General features: G+C 69.4%; 25 protein-coding genes. 8 read left to right on the top strand and 17 right to left on the bottom strand.

Features of this window, described 5'->3' with window-relative positions; all coding sequences use genetic code 11:
* Positions 1-7: 7 nt before the first annotated feature.
* The 3 genes from O3597_RS26565 to O3597_RS26555 all read right to left on the bottom strand — a co-directional run bounded on the left by O3597_RS26565 (position 8) and on the right by O3597_RS26555 (position 3,796).
* Positions 8-1,153 (bottom strand): glutamate--cysteine ligase, encoded by a 1,146-nt coding sequence (locus O3597_RS26565; protein WP_281602747.1) that lies wholly within the window; start codon positions 1,151-1,153, stop codon positions 8-10.
* Between the two features lie 230 nt (positions 1,154-1,383).
* Entirely contained in the window at positions 1,384-2,913 is a 1,530-nt protein-coding gene (locus tag O3597_RS26560) for a non-reducing end alpha-L-arabinofuranosidase family hydrolase (RefSeq protein WP_281602746.1), read from the bottom strand.
* 466 nt (positions 2,914-3,379) lie between these two features.
* The gene (locus O3597_RS26555) at positions 3,380-3,796 is read right to left on the bottom strand and encodes a MarR family transcriptional regulator (protein ID WP_164449624.1); all 417 of its coding nucleotides are present in this window, start codon (positions 3,794-3,796) and stop codon (positions 3,380-3,382) included.
* Between the two features lie 123 nt (positions 3,797-3,919).
* Here O3597_RS26555 and O3597_RS26550 point away from each other — a divergent pair, with 123 nt between their 5' ends.
* The gene (locus O3597_RS26550; protein WP_166459120.1) at positions 3,920-4,750 is read left to right on the top strand and encodes an NAD(P)H-binding protein; all 831 of its coding nucleotides are present in this window, start codon (positions 3,920-3,922) and stop codon (positions 4,748-4,750) included.
* Between the two features lie 51 nt (positions 4,751-4,801).
* Here the strand turns inward: O3597_RS26550 and O3597_RS26545 are convergent, their stop codons facing one another.
* Both O3597_RS26545 and O3597_RS26540 read right to left on the bottom strand, forming a co-directional pair.
* Positions 4,802-5,992, bottom strand: coding sequence for a DUF2254 domain-containing protein (locus O3597_RS26545; protein WP_164449626.1), 1,191 nt, complete (start codon positions 5,990-5,992; stop codon positions 4,802-4,804).
* Entirely contained in the window at positions 5,989-6,660 is a 672-nt protein-coding gene (locus O3597_RS26540) for a hypothetical protein (protein WP_208021017.1), read from the bottom strand. Before O3597_RS26540 ends, O3597_RS26545 begins: the two co-directional genes overlap by 4 nt.
* A gap of 287 nt (positions 6,661-6,947) precedes the next feature.
* On the opposite strand from O3597_RS26540, the gene O3597_RS26535 reads away from it, so the two are divergent.
* Together O3597_RS26535 and O3597_RS26530 are read left to right on the top strand one after the other, a co-directional pair.
* A complete protein-coding gene (locus O3597_RS26535) occupies positions 6,948-7,223 on the top strand; it encodes a BON domain-containing protein (RefSeq protein WP_164449627.1) in 276 nt (91 codons plus the stop codon).
* Positions 7,224-7,274: 51 nt separating this feature from the next.
* On the top strand, positions 7,275-7,790 hold the full coding sequence (locus O3597_RS26530) for a YetF domain-containing protein (RefSeq protein ID WP_164449723.1): 516 nt from the start codon (positions 7,275-7,277) through the stop codon (positions 7,788-7,790).
* Between the two features lie 41 nt (positions 7,791-7,831).
* Here the strand turns inward: O3597_RS26530 and O3597_RS26525 are convergent, their stop codons facing one another.
* Both O3597_RS26525 and O3597_RS26520 read right to left on the bottom strand, forming a co-directional pair.
* Positions 7,832-8,164, bottom strand: coding sequence for a hypothetical protein (locus O3597_RS26525; protein ID WP_281602745.1), 333 nt, complete (start codon positions 8,162-8,164; stop codon positions 7,832-7,834).
* Between the two features lie 150 nt (positions 8,165-8,314).
* Entirely contained in the window at positions 8,315-8,986 is a 672-nt protein-coding gene (locus O3597_RS26520; RefSeq protein ID WP_281602744.1) for a lytic polysaccharide monooxygenase, read from the bottom strand.
* Between the two features lie 240 nt (positions 8,987-9,226).
* Between O3597_RS26520 and O3597_RS26515 the strand changes: the two genes are divergently transcribed.
* On the top strand, positions 9,227-10,522 hold the full coding sequence (locus tag O3597_RS26515) for a hemolysin family protein (RefSeq protein WP_281602743.1): 1,296 nt from the start codon (positions 9,227-9,229) through the stop codon (positions 10,520-10,522).
* Between the two features lie 322 nt (positions 10,523-10,844).
* Positions 10,845-12,470 carry an alpha/beta hydrolase-fold protein gene (locus O3597_RS26510; RefSeq protein ID WP_281602742.1) on the top strand — a complete coding sequence of 542 codons (1,626 nt, stop codon included), beginning with the start codon at positions 10,845-10,847 and terminating at the stop codon, positions 12,468-12,470.
* An 86-nt stretch (positions 12,471-12,556) separates the two neighbouring features.
* Here the strand turns inward: O3597_RS26510 and O3597_RS26505 are convergent, their stop codons facing one another.
* The 3 genes from O3597_RS26505 to O3597_RS26495 all read right to left on the bottom strand — a co-directional run bounded on the left by O3597_RS26505 (position 12,557) and on the right by O3597_RS26495 (position 15,571).
* Positions 12,557-13,834, bottom strand: a complete 1,278-nt coding sequence (locus tag O3597_RS26505; RefSeq protein WP_281602741.1) for a CehA/McbA family metallohydrolase — start codon at positions 13,832-13,834, stop codon at positions 12,557-12,559.
* A gap of 108 nt (positions 13,835-13,942) precedes the next feature.
* Positions 13,943-14,212: a hypothetical protein gene (locus O3597_RS26500; RefSeq protein WP_281602740.1), complete on the bottom strand. Its 270-nt coding sequence runs from the start codon at positions 14,210-14,212 to the stop codon at positions 13,943-13,945.
* Between the two features lie 81 nt (positions 14,213-14,293).
* Positions 14,294-15,571 carry a cellulose binding domain-containing protein gene (locus tag O3597_RS26495; protein ID WP_281602739.1) on the bottom strand — a complete coding sequence of 426 codons (1,278 nt, stop codon included), beginning with the start codon at positions 15,569-15,571 and terminating at the stop codon, positions 14,294-14,296.
* A 144-nt stretch (positions 15,572-15,715) separates the two neighbouring features.
* Between O3597_RS26495 and O3597_RS26490 the strand changes: the two genes are divergently transcribed.
* Positions 15,716-16,498, top strand: a complete 783-nt coding sequence (locus tag O3597_RS26490) for a transposase family protein (protein WP_164446258.1) — start codon at positions 15,716-15,718, stop codon at positions 16,496-16,498.
* Here the strand turns inward: O3597_RS26490 and O3597_RS26485 are convergent.
* The 3 genes from O3597_RS26485 to O3597_RS26475 form a co-directional block, all read right to left on the bottom strand.
* Positions 16,386-17,033, bottom strand: coding sequence for a carbohydrate-binding domain-containing protein (locus tag O3597_RS26485; protein WP_281602738.1), 648 nt, complete (start codon positions 17,031-17,033; stop codon positions 16,386-16,388). The two genes, O3597_RS26490 and O3597_RS26485, sit on opposite strands and share 113 nt — an antisense overlap.
* Before the next feature lie 224 nt (positions 17,034-17,257).
* Positions 17,258-17,629, bottom strand: a complete 372-nt coding sequence (locus O3597_RS26480) for a metalloregulator ArsR/SmtB family transcription factor (RefSeq protein WP_093411352.1) — start codon at positions 17,627-17,629, stop codon at positions 17,258-17,260.
* 49 nt (positions 17,630-17,678) lie between these two features.
* On the bottom strand, positions 17,679-18,689 hold the full coding sequence (locus O3597_RS26475) for an NAD(P)-dependent alcohol dehydrogenase (RefSeq protein ID WP_281602737.1): 1,011 nt from the start codon (positions 18,687-18,689) through the stop codon (positions 17,679-17,681).
* Positions 18,690-18,890: 201 nt separating this feature from the next.
* On the opposite strand from O3597_RS26475, the gene O3597_RS26470 reads away from it, so the two are divergent.
* Positions 18,891-20,075 (top strand): histidine kinase, encoded by a 1,185-nt coding sequence (locus O3597_RS26470; protein WP_281602736.1) that lies wholly within the window; start codon positions 18,891-18,893, stop codon positions 20,073-20,075.
* Positions 20,072-20,737 carry a response regulator transcription factor gene (locus O3597_RS26465; RefSeq protein WP_281602735.1) on the top strand — a complete coding sequence of 222 codons (666 nt, stop codon included), beginning with the start codon at positions 20,072-20,074 and terminating at the stop codon, positions 20,735-20,737. The genes O3597_RS26470 and O3597_RS26465 overlap by 4 nt, the downstream gene beginning before the upstream one ends.
* 108 nt (positions 20,738-20,845) lie before the next feature.
* Here the strand turns inward: O3597_RS26465 and O3597_RS26460 are convergent, their stop codons facing one another.
* The 4 genes from O3597_RS26460 to O3597_RS26445 all read right to left on the bottom strand — a co-directional run bounded on the left by O3597_RS26460 (position 20,846) and on the right by O3597_RS26445 (position 25,980).
* A complete protein-coding gene (locus tag O3597_RS26460) occupies positions 20,846-22,084 on the bottom strand; it encodes a cellulose binding domain-containing protein (RefSeq protein WP_281602734.1) in 1,239 nt (412 codons plus the stop codon).
* Between the two features lie 202 nt (positions 22,085-22,286).
* The gene (locus O3597_RS26455) at positions 22,287-23,276 is read right to left on the bottom strand and encodes a PaaX family transcriptional regulator C-terminal domain-containing protein (protein WP_281602733.1); all 990 of its coding nucleotides are present in this window, start codon (positions 23,274-23,276) and stop codon (positions 22,287-22,289) included.
* A 77-nt stretch (positions 23,277-23,353) separates the two neighbouring features.
* A complete protein-coding gene (locus O3597_RS26450; RefSeq protein ID WP_164449641.1) occupies positions 23,354-24,133 on the bottom strand; it encodes an SDR family oxidoreductase in 780 nt (259 codons plus the stop codon).
* Positions 24,134-24,165: 32 nt separating this feature from the next.
* The gene (locus tag O3597_RS26445; protein ID WP_281602732.1) at positions 24,166-25,980 is read right to left on the bottom strand and encodes a glycoside hydrolase family 15 protein; all 1,815 of its coding nucleotides are present in this window, start codon (positions 25,978-25,980) and stop codon (positions 24,166-24,168) included.
* Positions 25,981-26,035: the final 55 nt, after the last annotated feature.

The raw sequence follows: 26,035 nt of genomic DNA, 5'->3' as shown, positions 1-26,035 counted from the left end.
TGCGGGTTCAGCCGGCGGTGGTCTCGGCGGCGAGGTGGTCGAGGACCGCCCGCACATCGCCACCCGTACGCGCGATGACCCGCCGCTGCCGGGCCGCGCCGGTGCCGTCGCGGCGCAGCCGGGCCAACTGTTCCAGCACGTAGGCCAGGTCGCCGTGCCGGACCAGTGCGGGCGTCACCGTGCTGAACAACTCCTCCACGAGATCCCACGCCGGGCGGGCACCGCCACCACGCAGGTCGACAAGTTGCCCGTCCAACCCGTCGTGCGCCGCTCGCCAGTGGGCCGCCGCGAGCAGACTGCCACGCAGGTGGGGTGCCCGAACGCCGGCTCGCACCTGGTCGACCATGGTGGCGACCAGCGCTCGCACCAGGGCCGCGACCAGCACCGTGTCGTCCACCCCCGGGCAGACGTCGCCCACCCGGATCTCCACCGTGGGATAGCTGGCCGATGGTCGGGCGTACCAGTAGACCATCGCCGCGTCGAGCATGATTCCCGCATCGACCAGTTCCGCCACCGTGGCGTCGTAGTCGGCGACCGAGGCGAAGTACGGGGTGGGACCGATGCTCGGCCAGCGCTCCAGCTGCATGGAACGCCAGCTCGCGTGGCCGGTGTCCGCGCCGTCGTGCAGCGGCGAGTTGGCGGTGATCGCCTGCACCACCGGCAGCCACGGGCGCAGATGGTTGCAGACCTGCACCGCCAGTTCCCGGTCCGGCAGACCAACGTGCACGTGGCAACCGCACACGGCCGGATCGTGCGCGACCGGGCCGAAACGGCGGGACATGGCGTGGTAGCGGGGTTCGTCCGGAACTGTCCGGTGCGGCTCGTGCACCGGAGTGGCACCCACCGCGACCAACCGCGCTCCCGCGGACCGTGCGGCTTCCGCCGCGGCGCGCCGCAGGGTGATCAGGTGTGTCCGGAGGTCGGCCAGATCGGCACAGACCGGGGTGACCATCTCCACCATGCTGTGCCGGAACTCCTGCCGGCTCTGCTTTCGAGCCGTTCCGAGCAGGGCCGTCAGCACCTGGTCGGCGACCGGCAGGCTCTCCCCCGTCGCCGGGTCCAGCAGCAGGAATTCCTCCTCGACCCCGATCGTCAGGCGCGCTGGCACGTCCACGGCACTCAGGGGCGATGCGGTGGACGGGTGGTTCGTCATCGTCGGCATCCCCTCCTGCCGGCGACGGTCAGCGCCGCCGCACTCGCGGGACTTCCCCACCACGGATCCGGCAAACGGGCACCGACGACCGGGCGGGCTCGGCATGTGCCGAGCCCGCCCGGTCCGGCTCTACCCGATTCGGGCGCGGAGTGTGCCTCCGCTCATCCGATACGGCGAGTGCCCTCCTTCGGAGACGTCAGGCATCTCGGAGCCGAATCTGTGTGGTGTCGTCAGCGTTGCAGGGTGAGCAGGCCGGGCCGGTACGGCAGGCGACCGTAGTCGCCGCCGGAGTTGGGGTCACGGCCCTGGTAGAGCAGCTGCAGGTTGCAGGGGTCGATGGTCATGGTCTGGTCGGCGTTGGTCCGGATCAGCTCACCGTGGCTGATGTCGTTGGTCCAGGTGGCGCCGCTGTTGGCCTTGCCGGCGAACGGGTTGCTCTCGCTGGTGGCCTGCGGGGTCCAGCTACCGCCCAGGCTCGTCGCGGTGAACGAGCGGAAGTAGCGGCCCTGCGAACCGATCGCCTCGACGATCATCAGGTACCGCTGCTGACCCTGCAGCTTGTACACCTGCACCGCCTCGAACAGGTTGTTCGTCGTGTCGGTCATGATCGTGGTGTAGTTCGAGCCGAAGCTGCCCGGGAAGTTCCCGATCGGCATGCTGGCCCGGTAGATCCGGCCGTTGTCCCCGGCGAAGAACAGGTACATGTTCTGGTCGTCGCCGATGAGCGCCTGGTCGATCGGGCCGGTGCTGGAGTTCGAGATCGACCCGGTGAACAGCGTCTGGTGCGCCGACCAGCTGTTCACGTTCGTCGGGTCGGTCGAGGTGCGGTAGGAGAAGGCCGGCCCACCCCACTGGTACGCCAGGACCCAGACGTTACGCGGCGCGAAGTAGAACAGTGAGGGAGCGACCGCGGCGAAGGGCATCTGGTTCTGGCTGGCCGAACCCATCTGGTTCCAGTTCGAGAACAGGCCGAAGTTCATCGACCCCCAGGTGGTGCCCGTGTCGTGCGTGGTGCCGTACACCAGGTGCTGACCGTTGTACGGCGCGTGGGTGAAGTCCTTCAACGACACCCACCCCGACCGCGGCTGCGCCAGCGGCCCCGTCGACGACCACCGGTACGACGACGGCAGATTGCACGTACCCGACGGCGGCGGAGTCGTCGGCGTCGGGTTTCCGCCCCCGTCGACTCGGACGAGCTGCCACTGCTGGTTGGCGCCGTTCCAGTCGTCGTACTGGACGATGTTTCCGCCGTCGGCGGTCGAGGCGCCCTGGACCTCCATCACCTTGTTGCTGTTCCGGTTGATCAACCGGACGTAGCCGCCGTCGGAGTCGGCCAACCGGAACTGCTGGTTCGCCCCGTTGTGGTCGGACCACTGCACGATGGCGGCGCCATTGGCGGTCGACCAGTTGTAGACGTCCAGCACCTTGTTGGACAGCCGCGACTTCAGCCGGTAGTAGCCACCGCCCGAGTCCACGAACTGCCACTGCTGCTGGTTGCCGTTGTTCCGTGACCACTGGGTGATCCGGGCGCCGTCGTTCGTGGCCAGGTTGTACACGTCGAGGGCCTTGCCGCTGTTGCGGTTGACCAACACGTACCACGCGGTCGTGTCGACCGTCGCAGCGGCGGCCGGTGTCGACACCGCCACGGCGGCGGCACTACCGGCGACGACCGCCGTGACGCCCGCCGCGGCGACCCGCAACAACCACCTACGTTGCCGCGAGGGCGGCGGGAGAGATGGAGACCTACCAAAGGCAGACATGTTCCTCCTTCAATGACCGAGAGCCGGCCGGTTCACCCGAGGACGGGCATACCACCCAGCACCTGCGGCGCTTCTGTTAGCGCTAACATTGATGTCCGCATGTCCCCCGCACACGCCTGGTCCACCGGCCCGACGAAGCAGGCTTGCCCGGTAAGCCGTAGGCATCGCCGTCCTTGCCCATCGACTGTGGGCGATAACATGCCGTTCGTCAAGCCGTAATGTTCCCGGAATCACGAGCTGCGACTTTGCGGAACTATCGGACATCCGGCCCAGGTGACCCCGGCGCCACCTTCCTTCGGCCAAACTCAGGCATCGCGCACCGGGCGGTGGCGCTCAGAACTCACGGCACAGGCCGACGATCGAGTCATGGTGACGCTAACATCGATGGTTGCCCATAACTGCCGGCCGTACGGACGGGGTTCCTTCCGGTCGGGCTGCGGCTCGGGAACGCTCCGCCGGCACAGTCCTACGAAGCCGGACCCAACACCTTCGCCAACAGACCGGAGAGCTGGCGCCGCTCCTGGTCGGTGAGCGACCCCAGCCGCTCGGACGGGAACTCGAACGCCACTCGGACGGCGCGGCGCACGTCAGCTCCCGCCGAAGTGATCAACACCCGCTTGATCCGCCGGTCGTCCGGATCGGGCACCCGGGCCACCAGGCCGCGGGCCTCCAGTCGAGAGACGAGCTGGGTGACGTTCGAGGCGTCGCACCGCAACTCCAGCGCGAGCTCTCCCATCGGGCGGCTCTCCTCGGAAAGGTGTTCGAGCAGACATGCCTGTGCGGCACTGAGCCCCGCGACCTGCGCCGCGCGGTCGTAGGCCGCGTCGTACGCGAAGACGAAATCCCACACCTGCCGGGCAAGGGTGTCGGCCAACTCGGTCACGGCCTCAGATTAGTTGACTCCCTCAGGTAACGCCGTTTAGGTTGAGCGAGGAACTTTAGTGACTCAACCAAATGGGGGTTCGACGTGACGAGTCCGCGTTCAGTGGGGGCCGATGCGCCCCGCGTGCTGATCACCGGAGTGCGTGGCAAGACCGGGTTACCGCTGGCCAGGCTGCTTGTCGAGCACAAGGACGTCGACGTGCTCGGCGGCAGCAGCAACCCCGAATCGGTTGACCTGGATGGCGTTCGACCGACCGCCTTCTCCTGGGACGTCCCCTCCGGGTGGAGAGCGGCGACCGAGGACGTCGACGCCGTGTACATCGTCCGACCGGATCGGGCGGACGCGCCGGACCTCATCGGCGCGCTGCTCGACGAGACGCCCGCCCGGGCCCGGATCGTCCTGCTGTCCGAGCAGGACGCCGACTACATGGGCGCCGACGGATGGGCACCGCGCGCGGAGCGGGCGGTGCGCGACAGTGGGCACGCCTGGACGATCCTGCGGCCCAGCTGGTTCATGCAGGTCTTCACCGACCCGCGGTTCTACCGCGATCAGATCGCCGACGGGGCGCTGCCGTTCTCCAGCGGCGGTGCCAGCCTGGCCTGGATCGATGCCCGGGACATCGCCGCCGTGGCCGAGCAGGCGCTGCTGGACGAGAAGCATGCCGGCCAGGTGTACGAACTCACCGGCCCGGAGTCACTCACACTGCCGCGCACCGCGGAGCTGCTCTCCGCCGCAGCGGGACGTCCCGTTGTCCTGCACGAGATGACCATCGACGAGGCCGTGGACGGGACCACCGGATTCGAACGGGAACTCTTCGCGCTGACCTTCGAGCGCGTACGGGCGGGCAGCTTCGCGGAGGTCACCGACTCCGTCGAGCGGGTGACCGGACGGCCCGCGCGAACCTTGCCGGCATTCCTGGCCGAGGCGGGGCCGCCCTTCGGGCGGGCGACCTGACCACTGCCGCTGCGACGAGCAGCAGACCTGCATAAACCTCGGGCCGGATCGTCAGCTCGCCGGCAGCCGCCGTCGGATCGCCGGCCGGTGGACAGGGAGCGCGACGGAGTCCAGGTCGGCGACGACGGCGTCGAGCAGCCGGCTGATCCGTGGTTCTCCGTCGGCGGTGTTGCGCAGCTCGTCGACGATCATCGCCAGGTAGGTGTCGTAGGTGGGTTGGTTCGCCAGGACCCGCACCGTGCCGTCGTCGTCGCGTACGATCCCGACCGGATCGGGCCGGGTCGCGAGCCGACGGAGCAGGTCGTGTGCCTCCTGGACGGCGCGTACGGCGGTGGTGACGTCGTTGGAGGCGGGGGACAGCGCACGCGCGGCGATGTCCCCCAACTGGCGGAGGCCGAACCCCACGTCCTGGCCCGGTGTGCGCTCGACGTCGATGGTGACCGAGTGGGCGACGCGTTCGTCGGGCAGTGGACGTGGCTCGACGCCGGGCAGCCGGTGGCAGTGCAGCAACGGCGCACCGGCGACCACGAAGTCTCCCGGCGCCGGCACGACGGTGATCGCGCAGTCGTGTTCCCGCGCCAGTCGGGCGAGCAGGGCGAGGTCGACGCTGGTGACAAGTCCCGGCGCCGCGGCCGGCAAGACCTGCACCACCTCGCCGACGACCTCGACCGGCTCCTCGTGCTCCGGCACGTGCCGATCGATCGTCCGACGGGTCTGCGCGCCGATGGCGACGATGATGTGCGACACCCGCATCACGGTGGTGATGTGGTGCAGGTAGTAGATGAACATCCCGGTGCTGGCCAGCACGAGCGACATCGACACGGCGAGGGAGAGTTCGGGCAGCCGATCGCTGTCGCGGGCCGGCAGCGCGGCGAGCACCACCATCGCGAAGAGAAACGTCGCCACGAACGTCCCGAGCGTGGACTGGATGACCCGGTCCTGCAGGAACGTGCGCAGTACCCGTGGGGAGTACTGGCTGCTGGCCAGTTGCAGCGCGACGACCGTGATGGAGAAGACCAGCGCGGTGAACGAGATCATCGCCGTGATGATCGACGACAGCAGGGACCGGGCACCGGGAGGGCCGCTGGGCAGGATGCTCTCGACCGGCAACCGCAGCCGCAGTTCCAGCACCGACAGGCCGATGGCCAGCACGACCGCACTCGCCGCGAAGAGTGCCGGGATGAGCCAGAAACTCTGCCGTATCTCGGCGAGCCGGGCGGCGCCCGTACGGGGCCGGCTCACGTCGCCGTAGCCTTTCGCTGCCGCTCGGCGCTGAGGAAGAAGGCGCCGAACGCACCGGCAAGGGTTCCGAACACGACCACCGAGTAGATCGCGAGCACCAGTTCGACGACCTGGGCGAGCGGATCGTCCACGCCGAGCGGTTCACCCGTGATGGTGGTCATGGCGACATCGTGCAGCGCTGGTCCGTACGACCGGTAGGAACCGGTGACGACGAGCAGCTGGCCGACGCTGAGGACGACCGTCGTCGTGATGATCGCCAGCCACGCTATCCGGTCGGTCAACAACCGGCCGGCGGAGCGCGAGCCGCGGACGGCCGCGGTGATGACACCGCCGGCTCGGGCGGCGCGCAGGGCGGAGGCGGCCCGGGCGAAACGGAGAAACGGCACGGCGAGGAAGATGATCTGCCACCAGTTGCGTCGCCAGAACCGGCGGGCGTCACGGCGGGCCAGCCAGGCGCGCAGGGCGAATTCGGCCACGAAGACCGCCCACAGCACCCAGCCCAGCACGGTCAGGGCGGTGGACAGCGTGGGATGTCCGGCGAGCGCCTGCCCGAGGACGACCAGGACGAAGAGCACACCGAGGGCGCCCATCGGCTTGTCGAGCCGCCGGGCGACGCCGTGCAGTACCGCGTCCTCCGGTGTCTGCTCACCGTCGGCGGGCTGGCTCATCGCCGCGCCGGCCGGTTCACCGGTACCCCGTCCACCCGCGCTCGCTCCTGGTGTCCTCCCGGAACGATAGGCGGGTCACGGTGATGTCCTCCTGGCGGTCGTGCGGCAGAGCCGTGGTCGGCCGCGCTGGCAGTCCGCTACCCGACATCGCCGTCCGCAAACGTCGAGCGCCGAAATCCACCGACCGTCACAGTCACGGGCAGAGACCGTCATCGGTTCGTCGTGTTGTCCGCCGTGGCCGCCGGGTAGGGCAGTCCTAGCAGACCAGTCCCCTCAAGGAGTCAGCCATGACCCACCCGTGGTTCTTTCCCCACGACATGCCCCCGCTGTTCTACGCCGAGCCCACCACCGCCGACACCCGACTGGCCTGTCGGTTGCTCACTCGGATGCAGCAGGATTCGCGACTGCGTCACGAGCGCATCTGCATCGAGGTGCAGAACCGGGTGGTGGTGCTCGAGGGCACGGTCAGCACGGCCGGGCTGAGCGCCGAGGCGCATGCTCTCGCCTGGCGCACCCCGGGAGTGCACGATGTCAGCAATCGCCTCCGCCACCTGGAAGGGTGACCCGATCGACGCGGCCTTTTTGCGGATCCAGGGTTCGGGTACGTGAAAACGATGGTGCTGAACAATCCTGCCGACCTGGTACGCCTGCTCGTGATCGCGGCGGTCGTCTACCCGGCGCTTGTGGTGATCCTGCGGGTTTCCGGCAAGCGGACGCTGTCCAAGCTGAACGCCTTCGACTTCGTGGTCACGGTCGCGCTGGGCTCGACGCTGGCGACGATCCTGCTGTCGCGGGACGTGTCGCTGGTGGAGGGCATCCTCGCCCTGATCCTGCTGGTGGCGTTGCAGTACGCGGTCGCACTGCTCGCCGTCCGCTGGCCGCCGTCGCAGAAGGTGCTCAAGGCCCGGCCCACCATGCTGCTGCGAGACGGGCGGCTACGAACCGAGACGTTGCGGTCGACCCGGGTGGCGGAGAGCGAGATCCGGCAGGCCGCCCGCAGCCAGGGCGCGGGCGACCTGCACAACCTCGCCGCCGTGGTGCTGGAGACGGACGGCAGCCTGAGCATCATCACCCGCGAGCAGCTCGGCGATGGCAGCACGCTCGTCGATGTGCGCGACGAGGGACGGTAGCCGCCCTGCCGACGAACGCCGCGTTCGCCGCCTCGTCCCCGTCAGCCCTCGATCGGCGGACGGTCGATGTTGAGATGGAAGGCGCGCTCCTCCGCCTCCTGACGGGCCGCGACGAAGTCGCGCTGCCAGTCCTGGGCGTCGTCCGGAATCCGCGCCACCACGTGCTCACCGTGCACCCGCCCGTCCGCGTCGGTCAGGGTGACCCCGACGACGGTGTGCCCACGCCCGGGTATGGCGTAGTGACGCACCGCCCAGCGGGCGGACGCCTGCGCGGCGTGCCGCCGGCGGCGGGCACCGCCGGTCAGGACCGCGGAAACCAGCAGGACGGCGGTCAGCACGACCACGGAGACGGCCAGGAACGCGATGATCCGCACTCGCCCGAGGTTACCTCGCCGCCTGCCGATGCTGCGGCGTACGAGCAGGCCACCGGGAAACCGGACGCACCCGATCACCACCGCCGAGACGCCTCGGCTCCGACCCGTTCGTCCCGGGCCGGAGCCGAGTTGTGCTGACGGTCGGTTGGATCAGACGATGTTGATGTCGCTGCACCACATGTAGGTCTGGTCCATGTGTGACGCCTTCCAGATCACGAAGAGAACGTGCTGGCCGCTACGCCCGGACGGGATCGAGACGTTGAACGAGATGTTCTGCGTCGGCGCGTAACGCCCGGTCTGCAGGATCTGGTCGATGTTTCCCCAACCGACGCGCTGCGAGTTCGGATTGAAGCCCTGCCGGGTGACGTAGACCCGGAAGAAGTCAGCGCCGTGGCTGGCCTGATCGTAGAACCGGAGCGTGAAGTTGCGGCTGACGTTCGTCGCCTTCCAGGCCCCCGGCTGGTTCACGGTGTCGTTCCGGGACAGGGCGTTGCTGCAGAGCTGCCCGTCGGGTGTACGGGCCTGGTACTGCCCGCCGAGGCCGTCCCGCAGCTGGCTCATCCAGTTCCACATGGTGTCGGGGTTGGCCTGGAACGCCCGGTAGCACATCGGGTCCTGCGTCTGCATCGCCGGATCCATGTGCCGGTGGCCCCAGTTCTGCCAACACTGGTAGGCGCGGGTCGCCGGGTTGATCACGGTGCCGTGGGCCTGGGCGGCACCCGTCCAGGGCAGCAGGGCGGTCACCACGGCGAGGGCCAGGACCATGGCCCGGACGGCGGGCCGGGATCGCCGGCCGGATCGGTGGGGATGGTGTGAACTCACGGTGCATCCTCCATTTCTGAAACGCTCACCGGGACGGGTTTGGGAGCGCTTCCAGCGAGTATCACACCAAACGGACAAGATATCAATGATCGTCTATTGATATCCGTTGTTCGGATTTCGTCGCTCGTAGCAGCACTCACCGATGCGTACGCCGGACTGCCGGGTGGCGCGGCACCGCCTGCCGACCGTCGCTACGGTTGATGTTCCGGATGGTCCGGGTAGGGAGGCGTCGAACGGGCCGTGGGCGGCTATGGCGTGCAGGTCGCGCTGGTGTTGGTGTTGGTTGCGGTGAACGCGGTGTTCGCCGGCAGCGAGATGGCCCTGGTGTCGCTGCGGGAGAGCCAGCTGGAGCGTCTTGAGCGCAGCTCCCGAGGGGGACGGGTGCTGGCCAGGTTGGCCCGCGACCCGAACCGGTTCCTGGCCACGATTCAGATCGGTATCACCCTGGCGGGCTTCCTGGCGTCGGCGGCTGCGGCGGTGTCCCTGGCGCAGCCGCTCGTGGACCCCCTGGGATTCCTCGGCGGCGCCGCGGAGCCCGCGTCCGTCGTCCTGGTGACCGTCCTGCTGACGTTCGTCACCCTGGTCCTGGGTGAGTTGGCACCCAAGCGCATCGCGATGCAACGTGCCGAAGGGTGGGCGCTACTGGTCGCCCGTCCGTTGGACGCGCTGTCGACGGTCTCTCGTCCGGTCGTGTGGCTGTTGGGCGCTGCCAGCGACGCGGTCGTCCGGATGACCGGCGGTGATCCCCGGGCGCGACGGGAGGAGGTCACCACCGAGGAGTTGCGGGACATGGTGGCCGCCCAGCGCAACCTCACCCCGGAACATCGGATGATCATCTCGGGAGCGTTCGAGGTCGCCGAGCGGGTGCTTCGAGAGATCCTGGTGCCCCGCCGGGACGTCGTCACGCTCAGCGAGTCGCTGTCGGCGCCGCAGGCGCTGCGGGAGTTGGGAAGGTCGGGGCAGACCCGCGCCCCCGTCGTGGGACGGGGTGGCCTGGACGACACGGTCGGCGTGGTGCACCTGCGGGACCTGCTCGACCAGGACGGACCGGTCGCCGCGTACGTCAGCGAGCCGTTGTACCTGCCCGAGACGTTGAAGGTCACCGAGGCGATCCGGGAGATGCGCCAGCAGCGGCAGCAGTTCGCCCTCGTGGTCGACGAGCGCGGCGCCATCGACGGGATCGTCACCATGGAGGACCTGGTCGAGGAGATCGTCGGCGAGATTTACGACGAGACCGACCGGGACGTCCAGTCGGCCGTTCGGGAGCCTGACGGCGCCCTGCTGCTACCCGGCGGCTTTCCGCTGCACGACCTGCCGGACGTGGGCGTCGACCTTCCCGAGGTGCTCGACACCGGCGGCTACACCACCGTGGCGGGACTGCTGCTGGCCCATCTCGGCCACATCCCGACGAAGCCGGGCGAGGTGGTCGAGCTGCCCGGGCTGACCGCAGAGATCGCCGGAGTGACCGACCGGGCCATCACCTGGGTACGCCTACGGACCGTGACGACAGAGGGCAGCGAGTACGGCGTCGCCTGACCAGGTGCGGTTGGTGAGGACGACGGTGTGCCGGCCGGGCCGCGCGGTGCGGCTAACCCGGTCCGCTCCGGTGGCGTATCACGCAACACCGCTGCAACATCCTTGACACCCGAAGGTGAGCCCGGCCACACCATCGAAGCTAATTCGATTTAGCGGACCATCGAGCCGGGCATTGGACACGCACGGGCTGCCTGTGGGGGCTGACCGCGCCCCGCAGGACCTCGGTTGGAGGTGAGGCGGAACGTCCCCCTCGGTGGTCGATGTCCGGAAGAAGCCGTAGATCCCAATGAGGCCGCGCTAGACCATTGAGGAGTAGCCCCAGATGAGGAAACCCATCGGACGCCGGCTCAGCCGTGCGATCTCGTTACTCACGATCATGACGCTCGGTGTCGGTGCCAGCGCCACCATCTCCGCACCAGCCGCCGGCGGAGGAAAGCGCACGGTGGTGGAGGGTGCGACCGTCAAGCCGGATCGCGGCTCACCGACCGGATACACCGTCACGTTCGTCTACCACAATCCCAGCGCGACGCAGGTCCGCCTGGCCGGGGATCTGACTCTGCTCGACGTCGACACCGGCAACACCCGCTACCAGCCGGAGGAGTGGCAGCCGGGGCGGTACCACTCCGGCGGCACCGAGTTCCTCAGGGACATGACCAGGGATTCGAAGGGTTACTGGTCGGTCTCGCTGCCCCTGCACGCCGGCGGGATCAGCTACTGGTACCGGGTCTGGGACCCGACCCAGGGCTGGGAGAACAAGCGCATCTGGGACCCCGCCTCGACGAACCCTCGGCCTCCGGGTGAGTCCTCGTTCCGGGTCAGGAACAACGACGTCCTCGACGCCGTGTACGTGCCGTACGCCAGGAAGCAGAACGACCCGGTGCTGAAGGGGCGCGCCGAGTACGAACTCCCGATCGCGAACCGTAAGAAGCGGGGCACCGTCTCGTACATCCCCTACACCACGATCCTGGGCGACAGCGGCCACTACCTCGGCGTGTACCTGCCGGCCGGCTACGACGCCAACCGCGCCGAGCCGTACAAGGTGGCGTACCTCGCCCACGGCATCTTCGGTGACGAGACCGACTTCATGGTCCCGGCGAACGTCCCCAACATCCTGGACAACATGACGGCCAAGGGCGAGATCGAGCCCACTGTGGTGGTCACCATGGGCAACCACTTCACCGGCACCAGTCTCGGCTTCGGCTCCTACAACCAGACCAACGCCGCCAACAACCTGGTCCAGACGATCCTTCCCCTCATCGAGGAGAAGTACAACGTCTCGACCGAGCGGGAGGGCCGCGCCTACGCCGGATTCTCCTACGGCGGCATGACGGGTGCCCATGTCATCAGGGGCTACCCGACCACGTTCGCCTACTACGGGCACTTCTCCGGTAACCCGTCCCTGTCCGCTCAGGACTACGACAACGTCGCCGCCGCAGTCGGCGAGGACGACCTCTTCGTGTTTCTCGGCAACGGTGTCTTCGAAGGCAACCTCAACGCGCAGAACGCCATCGCGGACAACTTCCGGGCTCGGGGATACGCCGCTCGGACGACCCAGGTCCCCGGCGCGCACGACGGAATGACGGCGAGCCAACTGTTCACGATCTTCGCCCGCGACCACCTGTGGTCGGAAGTCGACACCGTGGGCACGGCGCGGACCGTGGTCAAGGCGAAGGCCACGCCAGCGTCGATCGCCAGTGGTGGCACCTTCAAGCTGCACGTCGACGTGCGGGCACAGACCCGGCACAGGAAGGCGCCGAAGGTGACCGGCGAGATCACCGTCACCTTCGGCGGCACCACCCAGGTGGTGCCACTGAGCGGCGGCAAGGCCGTGGTGAAGCTGCCGACCACCGGGCTGTCGGTAGGGGTGTACCCGGTTCACGTCGCCTACTCCGGTGACCGGAATTACGCGCCCGCAGCCGGGGTCCACCAGCAGCTACGGGTCCGGTAACGCGCAACGTGGTGGGCCGGCGACCTGCGTCGTCGGCCCACCACGGATGGTCGGTCCCGGGCTCCGTCGGGACGGGTCGGTCGCGCTCAGGGGCGCAACCACCAGGGGCTGGTGTACGCGACTCCGAAGTCGTTGCACGGGTGGCCGGCCGGCCCGGGCGTGCCGTTGGCCAGGGACGGATCGGAGATCCGGAGCACCACCCAGTCACCGTCGGCGGCGTCGAGCGGCACCGTGAAGTCGGTGACCCGACCGTTGACCGTGTCGATGACGTCGACGACGGTCGGCGCGGACGTACCGGGGCGCAGGACCTGGATCCGCAGCGGCTTACCGTCCCAGGCCGGGCCGCGGTCGAGGTCGAGCAGGAACCGGATGTCGCCGGACGTCACGTTCAGCACGCCACCCATGCGTACGCCGTTGGCCGTGGCGTCCACCCGCAGGCCGGAGACGCGGGTGGCGAAGGAACGGCGGGCCGCCATCGCCTCGAACACCGCGGCCCGGGTGTTCTCGGTGACCCACAGGCCGCTGCGGCCCTTGCCCTCGTGGAAGCCCCAGGTGGTGCCGTGCTCGTCGGTGACACCGGTGAGGCCCGGCCGCCAACCGGCATTGAGGCAGGCCACCAGCGGCGACGTCATCCCGGACGACCAACCCTCGAACAGGTAGTCGTCGGTGCGGTTGAACATCTCCAACCCCACCAGTTGGTTGCGGGCCGAGGCGTTGAACGAGAAGTTGTCGAACCGGCCCGGCTCACGTCCGGGATGGTTGAAGCTGGCCAGCCCGCCCGGCCGGCCGATCAGCCAACGGTAGAGGCTGCCGGTGCTGCCGGCCCGCCACAGGTCGGCGAAGTCGGAGGTGTTCCACACGTTGATGTGCCCCTGCAACGGATGGGACCACTCGAACCCGCGGATCGCGGTGAACTGGCCCGGGTCGTTGGCGGCGTTGGCGAGGTCACCGGTGGTCCGCCACTCGGACGAACTGAGCCCGTCGATGGCGAAGAGCGTGGCGTGGTCGGTCAGCGCGGCGACGTCGAGACCAGCCTCACGCATCGAGGCGAACGCGGCTTCAGGGCTGCCGTCGCCGTCCGACGCGACGGTGTGGTTGTGCAGGTCCGCGTGGACCAGCATCGTGCCCTGGGTGACCAGGGAGGTCCGGGCGGCACCGGCCGCAGCGGTGGTGGTCGGCGCGCTGGCCGTCGTCGTGCTGGCCGCCCGGGCCGCGGTCGGCAGCGCGGCCAGCATCAGCGCGCCGCCGGCACCGGCCAGCAGCGACCGCCGGCCGAGTGCCGGAGCGACGTTGACCTGACCGTACGGCACCTCGTCGGTGGATCGGTGGTCGTGGTGGCAGTGGTGGGAATGATGTCCACTCATGAGCAAACATGAACATGTCTCTACTTGACGATGCCACCAAGCTGGGTCGTCGTTCAGGCGAACACCTGCCGTACGGAGCTTCCGGGCCCTGACCGACGCCGGGGTTCGCTAACGGTCGGCCTTCGGCAGCCGCCTGGGCAGCCGGCCGAGTGCGGTGTCGATGTCGCGCAGTGCGCTATCGCTGCCCAGATGTTCCCGCTCCGCACCCAGTGGCGCGTGCTCCCCGCAGAACCACACCGCACCTGGTGGGTGCCCCACCCAGCCGGGTGGGGGGTTGACGGCGTCGGCGAAGTACACCAGAACGAAATCGTTGCGCGTGTCGCCGAGCGGTGGCCGAGCTGGTTCGAGATGGCAGACGTGACAGCGCGGGGGCAGCATGCGAGGAGTCTGGCAGCCCGTGGCCAGGGGAGCCCGGCACCAAGCGGTGCCGGGCTCCCCTGCTCGGGCGGTGGATACCGATCAGGATGCGGTGCAGCTCAGGGTCGGTACCGAGTTGCTGCCGTTCCAGCTGCCGAGGAACCCGAAGGTGGCGCTGGCCCCGGCGCCGAGCGATCCGTTGAAGGAGACGTTTGTCGCCGTCACCGCCGAGCCGCTGGCGCTGATCGTCGCGTTCCACACCTGGCTGATCGTCTGGCCGTTGGCAAAGGTCCAGGTCACCCGCCAACCGTTGATCGCGGAGGAGCCGGCGGTGACCCGCACCTCGCCCTGGAAGCCGCCCTGCCACTGGCCGGCGACGCTGTAGGTCGCCGTACAGCCGCCAGCGCTCGGCGGCGGGGTCGTCGGGTTCGGCGGCGGAGTGGTCGGGTTCGGCGGCGGGGTGGTGGGCGGCGGAGTGGTCGGCGGGGGCCAGCCCGGACCGCCGGGCGGCCAGCCGACCAGGCCGCCGCGGTACTGGCCGGCGGTGGCGGTCATCAGCCTGGTGGCTCCCGCGATGCTGCCGCCGCTGGTGGCCATGCCGCCGATCGTCGCGCCGGAGAGGCTACCGCCCCGGTAGACCTCGTAGGTCTGCCCGTGCTGGATCCGGTTGGAGGAGAAGACCACCTCGCGGAAGTTCTTGGGAGCCCGGTAGGAGGCGAGCACCTGGCCACCGGAGACCAGGTGGAGCAGGGTGCCGGCCGGCTGGCTGCTGGACAGTTGGGGGGCAACCCAGCCCTGACCGGAGGTCGGCGGCAGGCTCAGCACCGCCATCGAGGTCGACCCGGCCCCGAGAACCGTGCCGCCGGTGAAGTACACGGGGCCGTTCGAGTCGATCGCACCCTCACCGGCGCTGCCGGTGCTCGGTCCGCTGACCACGACGGTGCCGGCCGCGAAGGTCACCGAGCCGTTGGAGTCGATGCCGTCGATGCTGGAGTTGACCACGGTGGTCCCGCCGGTGAACCGGACGAACGCGTTCGGCGCCACGTCGAAGTCGCCGTACCCGTCCTCGACCGCGTTTATCGCGTCGTCGCGGGCGGTCACGTTGACGCTGCCGCCGCTGATGGTGACCTGCCGACTCTCGATCGCCTCGTAGGAGTTGGTGACGGTCACGGTACCGCCGGAGATGGCGACGGTGTTCTCGCCCTTGATGGCGTCGTCACCGGCGTTCACCCGCACGGTGCCGTTCGTGATGGCGAGTCGGCCGCGGTCCGCCTCGGTGTCGTCGGACTTGATGCCGTCGCCGCCCGCGGTGACGTCGAGGTTGCCTCCGGTGACGTCGAGGAAGTCCTTACCCCGGATGCCGTCGTCGACCGCGTTCACCGTGATCGTGCCGGACTGAGCGTTTTCCAACCTGATCTTGCAGGTCAGGGACGGTGTGCGTAGCCCGGTGATCGATGAGGGCGAGGCTCCAGGTAAGACAGCAAATCGACCAAAACCCGATGCCCCAACACGGGAGCCTCGCCTGTGCTGTCTTACCCGTCCACGATCTCGTTGTCCAGCCGGACGCTGAACCACCTCGCTGACCGTATCCGCAGCCACCGCAACCAGCGTCGATCCAGGTGGCGACGCCTCGACGCGGGACGGCAAGCACTGCTCGCTCTGGCTCACCTGCGCAACGGTGATACCTACACCCGCCTGGCTGCCGGGTTCGCCGTCGGCGTGAGTACCGCATGGCGGTACGTGCAGGAAGCTGTAGCCCTGCTCGCGTCGACCGCCGATGACCTGGCCACCGCCATGGACCGGATCCGCCGGCTGGCGTACGCGATCCTGGACGGCACCCTGATTCCGATCGACCGGGTTGCCGACCAGAGGCCGTACTACTCCGGAAAACATAAGCGCCACGGCGTGAACGTGCAGGTCATCACCGACGCGGCTGGCCGCCTCGTCTGGGCTTCGCCGGCACTACCCGGCTCGTTCCACGACCTGACCGCAGCCCGGACCCACGGCATCATCGAGGCGCTGACCAGCTCTGATGTGATGACCTTCGCGGACAAGGGCTATCAGGGAGCCGGCGGGAGCGTGCACACGCCGTTCAAGCGGCGCCGCTTCCGGCCCAAGCTGTCACGCCGGCAGAAGGCCGTGAACCGCGCCCACGCGAAGATCCGCGCCCGCGGCGAACGGGCGATCGCCACGCTTAAGACCTGGAAGGTCCTGGCCAAGCTGCGTTGCTGCCCACGACGAGCGACCACGATCGTGCAGGCCATCCTCGTTCTCCACCACGTCGACGCCAACCGCTACGCAGGATGAAAAGGCTCGACTCGATGACCAGGCCGTCCTTGCTGGTGATGCCGTCGTACGCGTTGCCCCGCACGGTCAGCGCTCCGGTCCCGTTGATCCGCAGGTCGGCGGTGCTGAACAGGGCGGCGTTCGGCTCGTCCGTGCTCGGGTCCGGGTAGACGTAACGGGTCGCGTCGGAGAGCTGGTTGGTGGTGCCGGCGGCGAGTGTGATCACGACCTCGTCGGCGTCGGCGACCTGCAGCGGCGCGTTGCTGGAATTGCTGATCGTGGCGCCGTTGAGAATCAGATTCACGGCACCCGAGGCGGCGGTGTCGACGCTCAGATAGCCGTCGTTGAGGGTGCCGCTGATCTCGTAGGTGCCCGGCGCGGTGATCGTCACGGCCCGCCCGGCGATGGTGACGTCAGTGCTGGGACTGCTGGCGCTGGCGCCGGTTAGGGTGATGGGTACGGTCGCCTGCGCGGTGGCCGGTGTCCCCAGCGGGCCTGCGATCAATGCGATCGCGAGCCCGACGGGCACAGTGGCTCTCAGCGGGATGCGTTTCATGGCTCTGTCCTGACTCGGATGGATGGGACGGGATCCACGCTTCGCCAACTATAGATGAACGTCGATGAATTATCGGTGAATCGCCCACAATGTGGCCACCACATCCAATGTCGGCCGCGAACGCCGACGGACCGATGGCCACAAGAACGGCCATCGGCTCGGTGACGTCGTGCAGGCCAGGTGCCGGGTCGGCCGGCACGAGTGCCGGCCGTCGACGGTCCCGGTCAGCGGCTCTTCTTCGCCGCTCGCTTACGCGGTGGCGTCAACAGGTCGGCGATCGCGGCGATCGCGGACGGCACCAGACGGTAGTACGCCCAGACGCCACGCTTGTCCCGCTCGAGCAGACCGGCCTCGGTGAGGATCCGCAGGTGATGACTCACCGTCGGCTGGGAGAGTCCGAGCGGCGCGGTGAGGTCGCTGACGGATGCCTCCCCCGTCGGAGACGACTGGATCAGACTGAGCAGTCGCAACCGGGCTGGATCGGCGAATGCCTTCAGCACTCCCGCGAGCCGCTCGGCATCGGCAGGCTTGATCGGCTCGCCGGTAAGAGGCGAGATGGCGGGCGTCGTAGTCTTCGCAGTTCCCACGCCTTGCATCGTCGCAGCAACATCTCGGATAAGTGGTGAAACGAGGGCTGTATCACCGTCAGTTGTCGGGTAGAAGGCTCACGACCACCTTGGCGCGGGCATGCTCGGTCTCGACGTACCGGATCGCGTCGGGCACCTCGTCCAGCCGGTAGGTCCGGTCGACGACCGGCGTGAGCCTGCCCGACTCGGCCAGCTCCCGCAGCGTCGCGAGGTGCCCCCGGCCCCCCGCCGCGAACGGCGCGACGATGCGGTGCCGGACGAGACGGCCAACCAGCGGCCCCCGGACCAGCAGGCTCATCGGCCCGAAGACGCTGCCGCCGGTGAACACGCCGCCGCCGGACAGCAGCAGTGTCCCGTCCGGGGTGAGCACCCGTCGACAGTCGGTCAACGACCGGTTGCCGACCAGGTCGAGCAGCACCTCGTAGCGGCGGCCGGCACGGACCGCGTCGGTACGGGCGAAATCCTCCCTGGTGTAGTCGACGACATGATCCGCGCCGAGCGACCGGACCAGGTCGACGTTGCGGGTCCGGCACACCGCGGTCACCTGTGCGCCGTACGCCTTGGCCAACTGCACCGCGAAGGTGCCCACCCCGCCGGACGCCCCGTTGATCAGCACGTGCTGCCCAGCCTGAAGTCGAGCGCCGTCCTGTAGGCAGACCAGAGCGGTGGTGGCGGCCAGCGGGATCGCCGCCGCCTGCTCGAAGCTCAGGTTCGCCGGTTTCGCCTCGACCAGCTTCTCGGCCACGCACACGTACTCGGCGAACGCACCTCCGGCGGGGCCGGCCTCGCCGTACACCTCGTCGCCGGGCCGGAAGCGGGTCACCGCCCGGCCGACCGCCTCGACCCGGCCGGCGAAGTCCTGGCCCCGGACCGACGCGGTGGGCCGCCGGAGTCCGAACGACAGTCGGGACAGATACGGGTCGCCCCGCATCGCGTGCCAGTCGTACGCGTTGACCGAGCTTGCCCGTACCCGGACCAGCACCTCGTCGTCGCCGGGCGTCGGGACGTCCACCTCACGCAGCCGCAGCACGTCGGGGGAGCCGTACCGGTCCTGCACGATCGCCTTCATCTCGGGAACTCCTCGTCAAAAGATGTCGATTGCCGTACGACCGAGCCTGCCGGCCGTGACCGGTCGGCGCGTCGGCGCGACGGCGGCACCGCTGCTACTCCCCGCGCGGCAGCGGCAGGAGCGACCTACTCCGCCGGAGGTATGCCGGGTTGCTCCCGTCCGGGCTGCCGCAGGCGACTCCGATCGGCCTACAGTGCGGGCATGAGCCGGTCGAGCCCCGGTGCCGACGTGGCATCCCCCGACGAACGGCCGAAGTCGCGGCCCGGGCCGGGGCTGGCGGTGCTGACCGCGCTCGCGCAACCGGTCGGCACCGCGATCGTCGCCGGTTGGCAGCACGCCAGTGCCGGGTTCGTCGGGTACGTGCTGCTGGTGTTCAGTGGGCTGGCGCTTGCCGACCGGCACCGGTTCCCGAGGCGGAACTTCCTGATCGTGGTCGCCGCGACCCTGACGTACCACCTGCTCGGCGGGCCGGTCGGGGTGACGTTGCTGGCGCCGATGATCGGTGCGGCGGCGGTCATGGCCGTCGGACACCGGTGGCTGGTGGCGACGGCGACCGCCGGGTCGTACGCCGTCTGGGTGCTGGTCAGTGGTGCCACCCTGAGTCAGGCGTTGGCGGCCCTGGCGCTGATCGCCGGTGCCGGCCTGGTCACCGAGATCGGCATCCTGGTCGCCGCCGAGGTCCGCAACGGCATAGCGGAGCAGCGCCGGCTGTCCGAGGAGCGGCAACGTCGCCGGGCCAGCGAGCAACGGCTGCTGATCGCCGCCGAACTGCACGACGTGCTCGGCCACCACCTGTCGCTGATCAACATGCGGGCGGGTGTCGGTCTGCACCTGATGGACCGCGACCCGGAGCAGGCGCGGGCGGCGCTCGACGCGATCGCACAGTCCAGCGCGGAGGCGCTGCGCGAGGTCCAGGCGGTGCTGAACACGCTCTACCCGGCCGGTGAGGCCGCTCCGCGCGCGCCCGCACCGGGGCTGGACCGGCTCGCCGAGCTGACCGAGGACGCCGCACTGCGGACCCGGACCGTGATCGACGGGACGAGCCGACAATTGCCGGCCGCGGTGGATCGGGCCGCGTACCGGATCGTGCAGGAGGCGCTCACCAACATCCGCCGGCACGCCGGGCCGGGTGCCGCCGCGACCGTCACCATCGGGTACCGACCGGAGGCGCTGGTCGTCGAGGTCGACGACGACGGTGGCGGCGCGCCGCCTCCGCAGCCGGGTCCTGTTCCACGGGCGGGGAACGGCATCACGGGGATGCGGGAGCGGGCCGCCGCGCTGGGCGGCGAACTGACCGCCGGCCCCGCGCCGGACGGCAGCGGCGGCTGGCGGGTCCGCGCCACCCTGCCGCTGGGCAGCGACGAGACACGGGAGGCGACCGCGTGATCCGGGTACTGCTCGTCGACGACCAGGTGCTGGTCCGGGCCGGCTTCCGCGCGCTGTTGGACAGCGAGCCGGACATCACCGTCGTCGGCGAGGCGGGCGACGGTGCGCAGGCGGTCCGGCTGGCCCGGCAGACCGTTCCCGACGTGGTCCTGATGGACATCCGGATGCCCGGTATGGACGGGCTGGCCGCCACCCGGCAGATCACCGCCGACCCCGAGCTGTCCGGGGTGCGGATCGTCGTGCTCACCACGTTCGAGTTGGACGAGTACGTCGGTGAGGCGTTGCGCGCGGGTGCTGCCGGGTTCCTGGTGAAGAACACCCAGCCGGCCGAGCTGATCCAGGGGGTGCGGGTGGTGGCGGCCGGCGACGGGCTGCTGTCGCCGAGCGTGACCCGGCGGGTGATCGAACGGTTCGCCGCCGGCACCGCCACGCCGGCCGCGCCCCGGCGGTTGGCCGAGCTGACCGAGCGGGAACGGGAGGTGGTGGCCCTGGTCGGCACCGGGCTGTCCAACGACGAGATCGCCACCCGGCTGGTGGTCAGCCCGGCCACCGCCAAGACGCACGTGTCCCGGGCGATGGTCAAGCTCGGTGCCCGGGACCGCGCCCAGCTGGTGGTGTTCGCGTACGAGGCCGGTCTGGTCCGCCCCGGCTGGCTGCCCTGACCGGCGCGGTGGGGGGGGATGGTGCGCCGCGCGCACACCGAGGGCTGGCCCCTGGACGGGCCGACACGATATTCAGCCCGTCCAGGGATCTGTCTCGTCGGGCGTGGCTCAGCTGCCCGTGCAGGTGACGGTGGCTCCGCTGCCGTTGCCGGTGCCCTGGAACCCGAAACCGGTGGTCTGACCTGGGGCCAGCCGTCCGTTGTAACTCTGGTTCGCGACGGTGACGGTGCCACTGGTGCCGGTGTTCACACCGTTCCACATCGAGCTGACCGACGCTCCGTTCGGCAGGTTGAGGGTGACCCGCCAGCCGGTGAGTGCGGTGTTTCCAGCCGTGACGCTGACGTTGGCGACGAAACCACTGTTCCACTGGTCCTGCACGGAGTAGACGGCGGTACAGGCGGGGGACCCGCTCGGCGGAGTGCTGGGTGGGGTGGTCGGCGGAGTCGTGGTGGGCGGGGTGGTCGGCGGAGTCGTGGGCGGCGGAGTGGTGGGCGGCGGGTCGCCGTCGAGGGTCAGGTTCTTCTGCTGGACACTCCACTGGCTGCGGCACAGGCCGCAGTTGGTGCCGACGAAGTTGGTGCCGGCGGTGGTGTCGCCCTTCAGTCGCCATTTGAGGTAGAGCACCGCCACCCGACCGAACTCGCCCCCGTTGGGCTGGTCGTATGTCCCACCGTGCCCGACGTTCAGGTTGCCCATGAAGGCGGGCAGTCCGGACGGCAACTTGCCCCAGTCGTCGATGGCGTTCGGGTACGCGATGTCACTGGGCCCGCCGATGAAGTACGCGATCGGCTTGGTCAGTCTCCGGAGTTGGTAGTCGTCGGCATCGTTCAACAGGCCGCTGCTGAAGATCCCGGTCGTGGTGACGCGGGGGTCGTTCGAGACGGCGTAGGCCTCCAGGCCCCCGCAGGAGAAGCCAGCGACCGCGATCTTGGAGGTGTCGAGCTTGCCGTAGTACTTGCTGCCCTGCCGGGAGTTCTCCGCGACGGCCCAGTCGATGGACTGGGTCAGCATCTGGGCGTTGGTGGAGCCGGATCCGTTCGGGGCGCCGTTGGCGATGGCGAGGAACCCGTGGGAGGCGATCTCGCGGAGGAAGTTGCCCTGCGACAGACCGTTGGCCGAGCAACCGCCGTTGCCCCAGACGAGGATGGGAAGGCGCTCGGCCGGCAGCGTCTGGGGCCGGAAGATGGTGTGATTGGCCAGGCTCGCCGAGGTCTCGTAGTCGGCGGGATATGGACCGGAACCACCCACCGCCGCACCGGCCGGTGACGCGCCGAGCGTCACGATCACGGCAGTGGCCGGGACGATCGCGGCCACCAGGGCCGCGTAGATCTTCGATCTCCTGCTCATGCACCCTCCAGCGAACTCGGGACGGCGCTCCCTGCGGTGGCGGTGGCGGTGGTTCATTCGCACCCCGACCACGGCGGCCAACGCTGGCCACGGGTCAGGTCGACGCGGCGGACCGCCCGGCCGCGGTCCCCACAGGCGATCCGATGGGAGCTGTGTGCAGTTACTATCACTCCCGCAACGAAAAGTGTCAATGTATAGCTCGCTACCGAGGGCTCGGATCGCCGTCGGCCCGCGAGGTGGCCGCGGCGCTCCCGCCGGTCGGCTCCGGCCGGGCTGGATCCTGTGAGGCCTGGAAATGGGTGATCCACGAGGCGGCGTCCGGCCAGTACGGCGTCGTCACCTGGACCAGACGTGCCTGGGCGAGCGCACCGAGCGCGGAGTGGATGTCGAGAAAGGTTTCCCTGGCCCGTTGGCGAGGCCAGGGCCGGGGCAGCAGATGATGGGGCAGATCCGGATCGGTGTCCGGGAATCTGCGCCAGGAATCCATGGCAGAGGTCCGGGCGACCAGCGCCCTGGCCGCGTCCACCTCGCCGTTGCGGGCGGCTACCCGCAGATCGGCGTACTGCTCGATGAAGGCCGAGTAGGCGGCGGAGAGTGCGGTCAGATCGTACGCCGAGGCCGGACCGTGTGGTCCTGACTCCTCGTCGAAGCGCACGTGCATGATCGACCACCGAGCACCCTCGACGGGTCGCAGCAGCTCGTCGAGCGCCTCCCGGGCCGGCGCGGCCTCGCGTCCCGGTCGGATCCACACGCTGTCGTACAGACCCACGAACCGTAGTGCGGTCAACGACCTGCGCACCCCGTGGCGGACCGCCTGGCCGGAGCTGGGGATCGAGAAGGAGACCATCACCCATTCGCCGGTCCACCGCGGCGGTTGGGCGCCGAAGTTCAGGAAGTGCCGCATCCGGGAGCGATGCTTGGCGATCGCCTGCGAGGTCAGGTGATAGACCGGTGGTCGCCGGTTGCCGCGCGTCGCGATGAGACCGCGCTTGACCAGTCGGGACAACGCCGCCCGGGCACTGGACTCGCTCACCCCGAACTCGCGCAGTATCGCGATGACCGCAGTGGAGGGCAGATCGGCCTGCGAGGAGTCGAGATATTCGCCGAGCAGCGTCGTCAGCAGGTGTTGCGGACTGGAACCGATCTGGGCCCGGGGAATGCGGACCTCGTCGGCGGGCTCCTGGGCGTTCACCTCAACAGCCTGCATCACCACCCGGCGCGTCAGCTCGCCGGCCGGCCGATACTCCTCGGTCAGGACGGGCCGGACAGTTACGCACCCTGGCCCTGGTTCTGCATCAGGCCGCCGTCCATGAAGTACGTCGACCCGGTGACATAGTCGGCGTCGTCGCTGGCCAGGAAGACGGCGAGCTTGGCGATCTCCTCCGGCTGCGCGGCCCGCTTCCACGGGATCGACTGCACCTGTTCCTCCAGGTACTTCGGGTCGTCGATCGCCTGCTGGTTGAACGGGGTGAGCACCATGCCGGGGCCGATGTTGTTCACGTTCATGCGCATCGGAGCGACCTCCAGAGCGATGCTCTTGGCCAGCTCCAGCATGCCGCCCTTGCTGGCGTCGTAGTCGGAGCCGCCCGCCCGGGCCACCTCCTGGTGAATCGAGGTGATGTTGATTATCTTGCCGTGTCCGCCCTGGTCACGGCGGTGCTGGATGAACCGCCGACAGCAGAAGAACATCCCGTACAGGTTGGTCCGGATCGACCGGTCCCAGGTCTCGGTGTCCATGTCGGCCACCGGGATGCCGGAGGCGTCCACGCCCGCGTCGTTCATCAGGATGTCCAGCCGGTCGAACTCCGTGAGGGCCTCGTCGAACATCGCCTCGACCTGATGCTCGACGCTGATGTCCCCCTGGACCACGACGGCCCGCCCACCGGCCTTCTCAATCTCGGCCTTCGTGTGGTTCGCGCCCGCGTGGTCGTGCAGGTAGTGCACCACCACGTCGGCTCCCTCCCGACCGAACTCGATCGCGGTGGCCTGCCCGATTCCCGAGTCGGAGCCGGTGATCAGAGCGGTCCTGCCCGCCAGCCGTCCGGTCATCAGGGCCTCCTTCGTCGACGCCGGGCGGCGGATTACCCGCCTGCCCCGGTCCTAACCGAACGGGATCGGACGCCGGCCTCCACCTGGTCGATGACCCAGGCGGCGTTGATGAGGCCGATGTGGGACAGCGCCTGGGGGAAGTTTCCGATCTGGCTGCCGTCGCTGCGGTCGATCTCCTCCGAGAGCAGGCCGAGATCGTTCGCTCGGGCGGTCACGCTGTCGAAGATCTGCCGGGCCGCGTCGATCCGCCCGGCCAGGGCCAGTGCCTCGACCAACCAGTACGAGCAGGTGATGAAGGCGCCCTCATCGCCCGCGCCCGTCCAGCGCTGCACCAGACCGTCCCGGGTCAGGTCCCGTTCGATGGCTCGCACCGTGGCGAGGACCCGCTCGTCGTCGCCGGGCAGGAACCCGAGGATCGGCATGCCGAGCACGCTGGCATCGAGGTGGTCCGAGCCGAACGCGCCGGTGAACGCCCCGCTCGACGGATTCCACCCCTCGTTCAGGATCGCCGCGCGTACCTCGTCTCTGGCCTTCGACCACCGTGGCACCGCCGCCTCGGCGTCGATTTCCCGCGCCAGCTTGACGGCCCGATCCAGGGCCACCCAGCACGCCAGCTTCGAGGTCAGGTAGTGCCGCTCGCCCTCGCGTCCTTCCCAGATGCCGGCGTCCGGCTGCCGCCACGTGTCGGCGGCCCGGTCGGCCAGCGATCGAAGCAGCTCCGCCGCGGCGGGCGACAGGTCCGCCATCTGGTCCCGCAGCACCCACGCACACTCCAGCACCTCGCCGAGGACGTCGAGCTGCTTCTGCTGCCAGGCGTCGTTTCCGATCCGGACCGGTCGGCTGCCGCGGTGGCCCTCCAGGTGCTCCAGAGCGTGCTCGGTCAGGTCACGCTCACCGGCAGCGCCGAACATGATCGGCACGTGGTCCGCCCCCCGCACCGATCCCATTGACGCGGCGATCCAGTCGAAGAACCTGCGTGCCTCGTCCGGACAGGCGGCAACCCAGAGCGCCTTCAGGGTGAAGCTGCCGTCGCGGAGCCAGGCGAACCGGTAGTCCCAGTTCGCCGCGCCACCGACCTCTTCCGGCAGCGAGGTGGTGGCCGCGGCGATCACCGCACCGGTCGGTTGGTAGGTCAACGCCTGCAACACCAGGGCGCTGCGCCGGACCTGCTCCCGGTAGGGCCCCTGATAGCCCTGGTGGATGCGATCCCACGACTGCCAGGCGGCGATGGTGTCGCGCAGTACGGCACGCCCGTCCAGCGGCACGATCTGCCGGTCCGCGGCTCGGCGATGATGCAGCGCGAGCACCGCGCTGTCACCCTCGGCGAGCGTGAACCGTCCGGTCACCACCGGACCGTCGACTGTCAGACCACGGTCGCTGGTCAGCACCAGCCGGTCGGTGCCGCCGGATATCTCGATCCCCAGCGGCGTCTCGGCGATCGAGGGACTTGTCCGGCCGTATTCCGGCCGGGCCACGACCTCGATCGCCACCTCCACTGTGCCGGCGACCGCGTCGACCTGCCGCAGCAGGACGTGCGGGGACGCGAAGCCGATCCCGTGCCCGCGTTCACCGAAGCCGAGGCCGAGGGCATCCGTCAGACGCAGTACGCCGCCCGGGGTGTGGAACTCCGTACGGAGCACCATTGTCCCGTCGAGGTAGCGCCGGGTGGTCGTGTACGGCCCCCGTGGCCGGATCGACCAGTAGCCCCCGGTGGTGCCCAGCAGCCGCGCGAAGACGCTCGGCGCGTCGAATCTGGGTGGACACCACCAGTCCACGGACCCGTCCGAGGAGACCAGTGCGGCCCCCTGACAGTCGCCGAGGAGCGCATAGTCGCTGATCGCAGCCACGCCCCGGCGTACCCGTGCCGGCGCGTCCTACTCCCCGGCGCGGCCCGGCCCCCGG

This window comes from Verrucosispora sp. WMMA2044 (assembly GCF_027497155.1).
In the GTDB taxonomy this organism is placed as follows: Bacteria; Actinomycetota; Actinomycetes; order Mycobacteriales; family Micromonosporaceae; genus Micromonospora; species Micromonospora palythoicola.
This window is presented reverse-complemented; position numbering and strand designations above follow the sequence as displayed.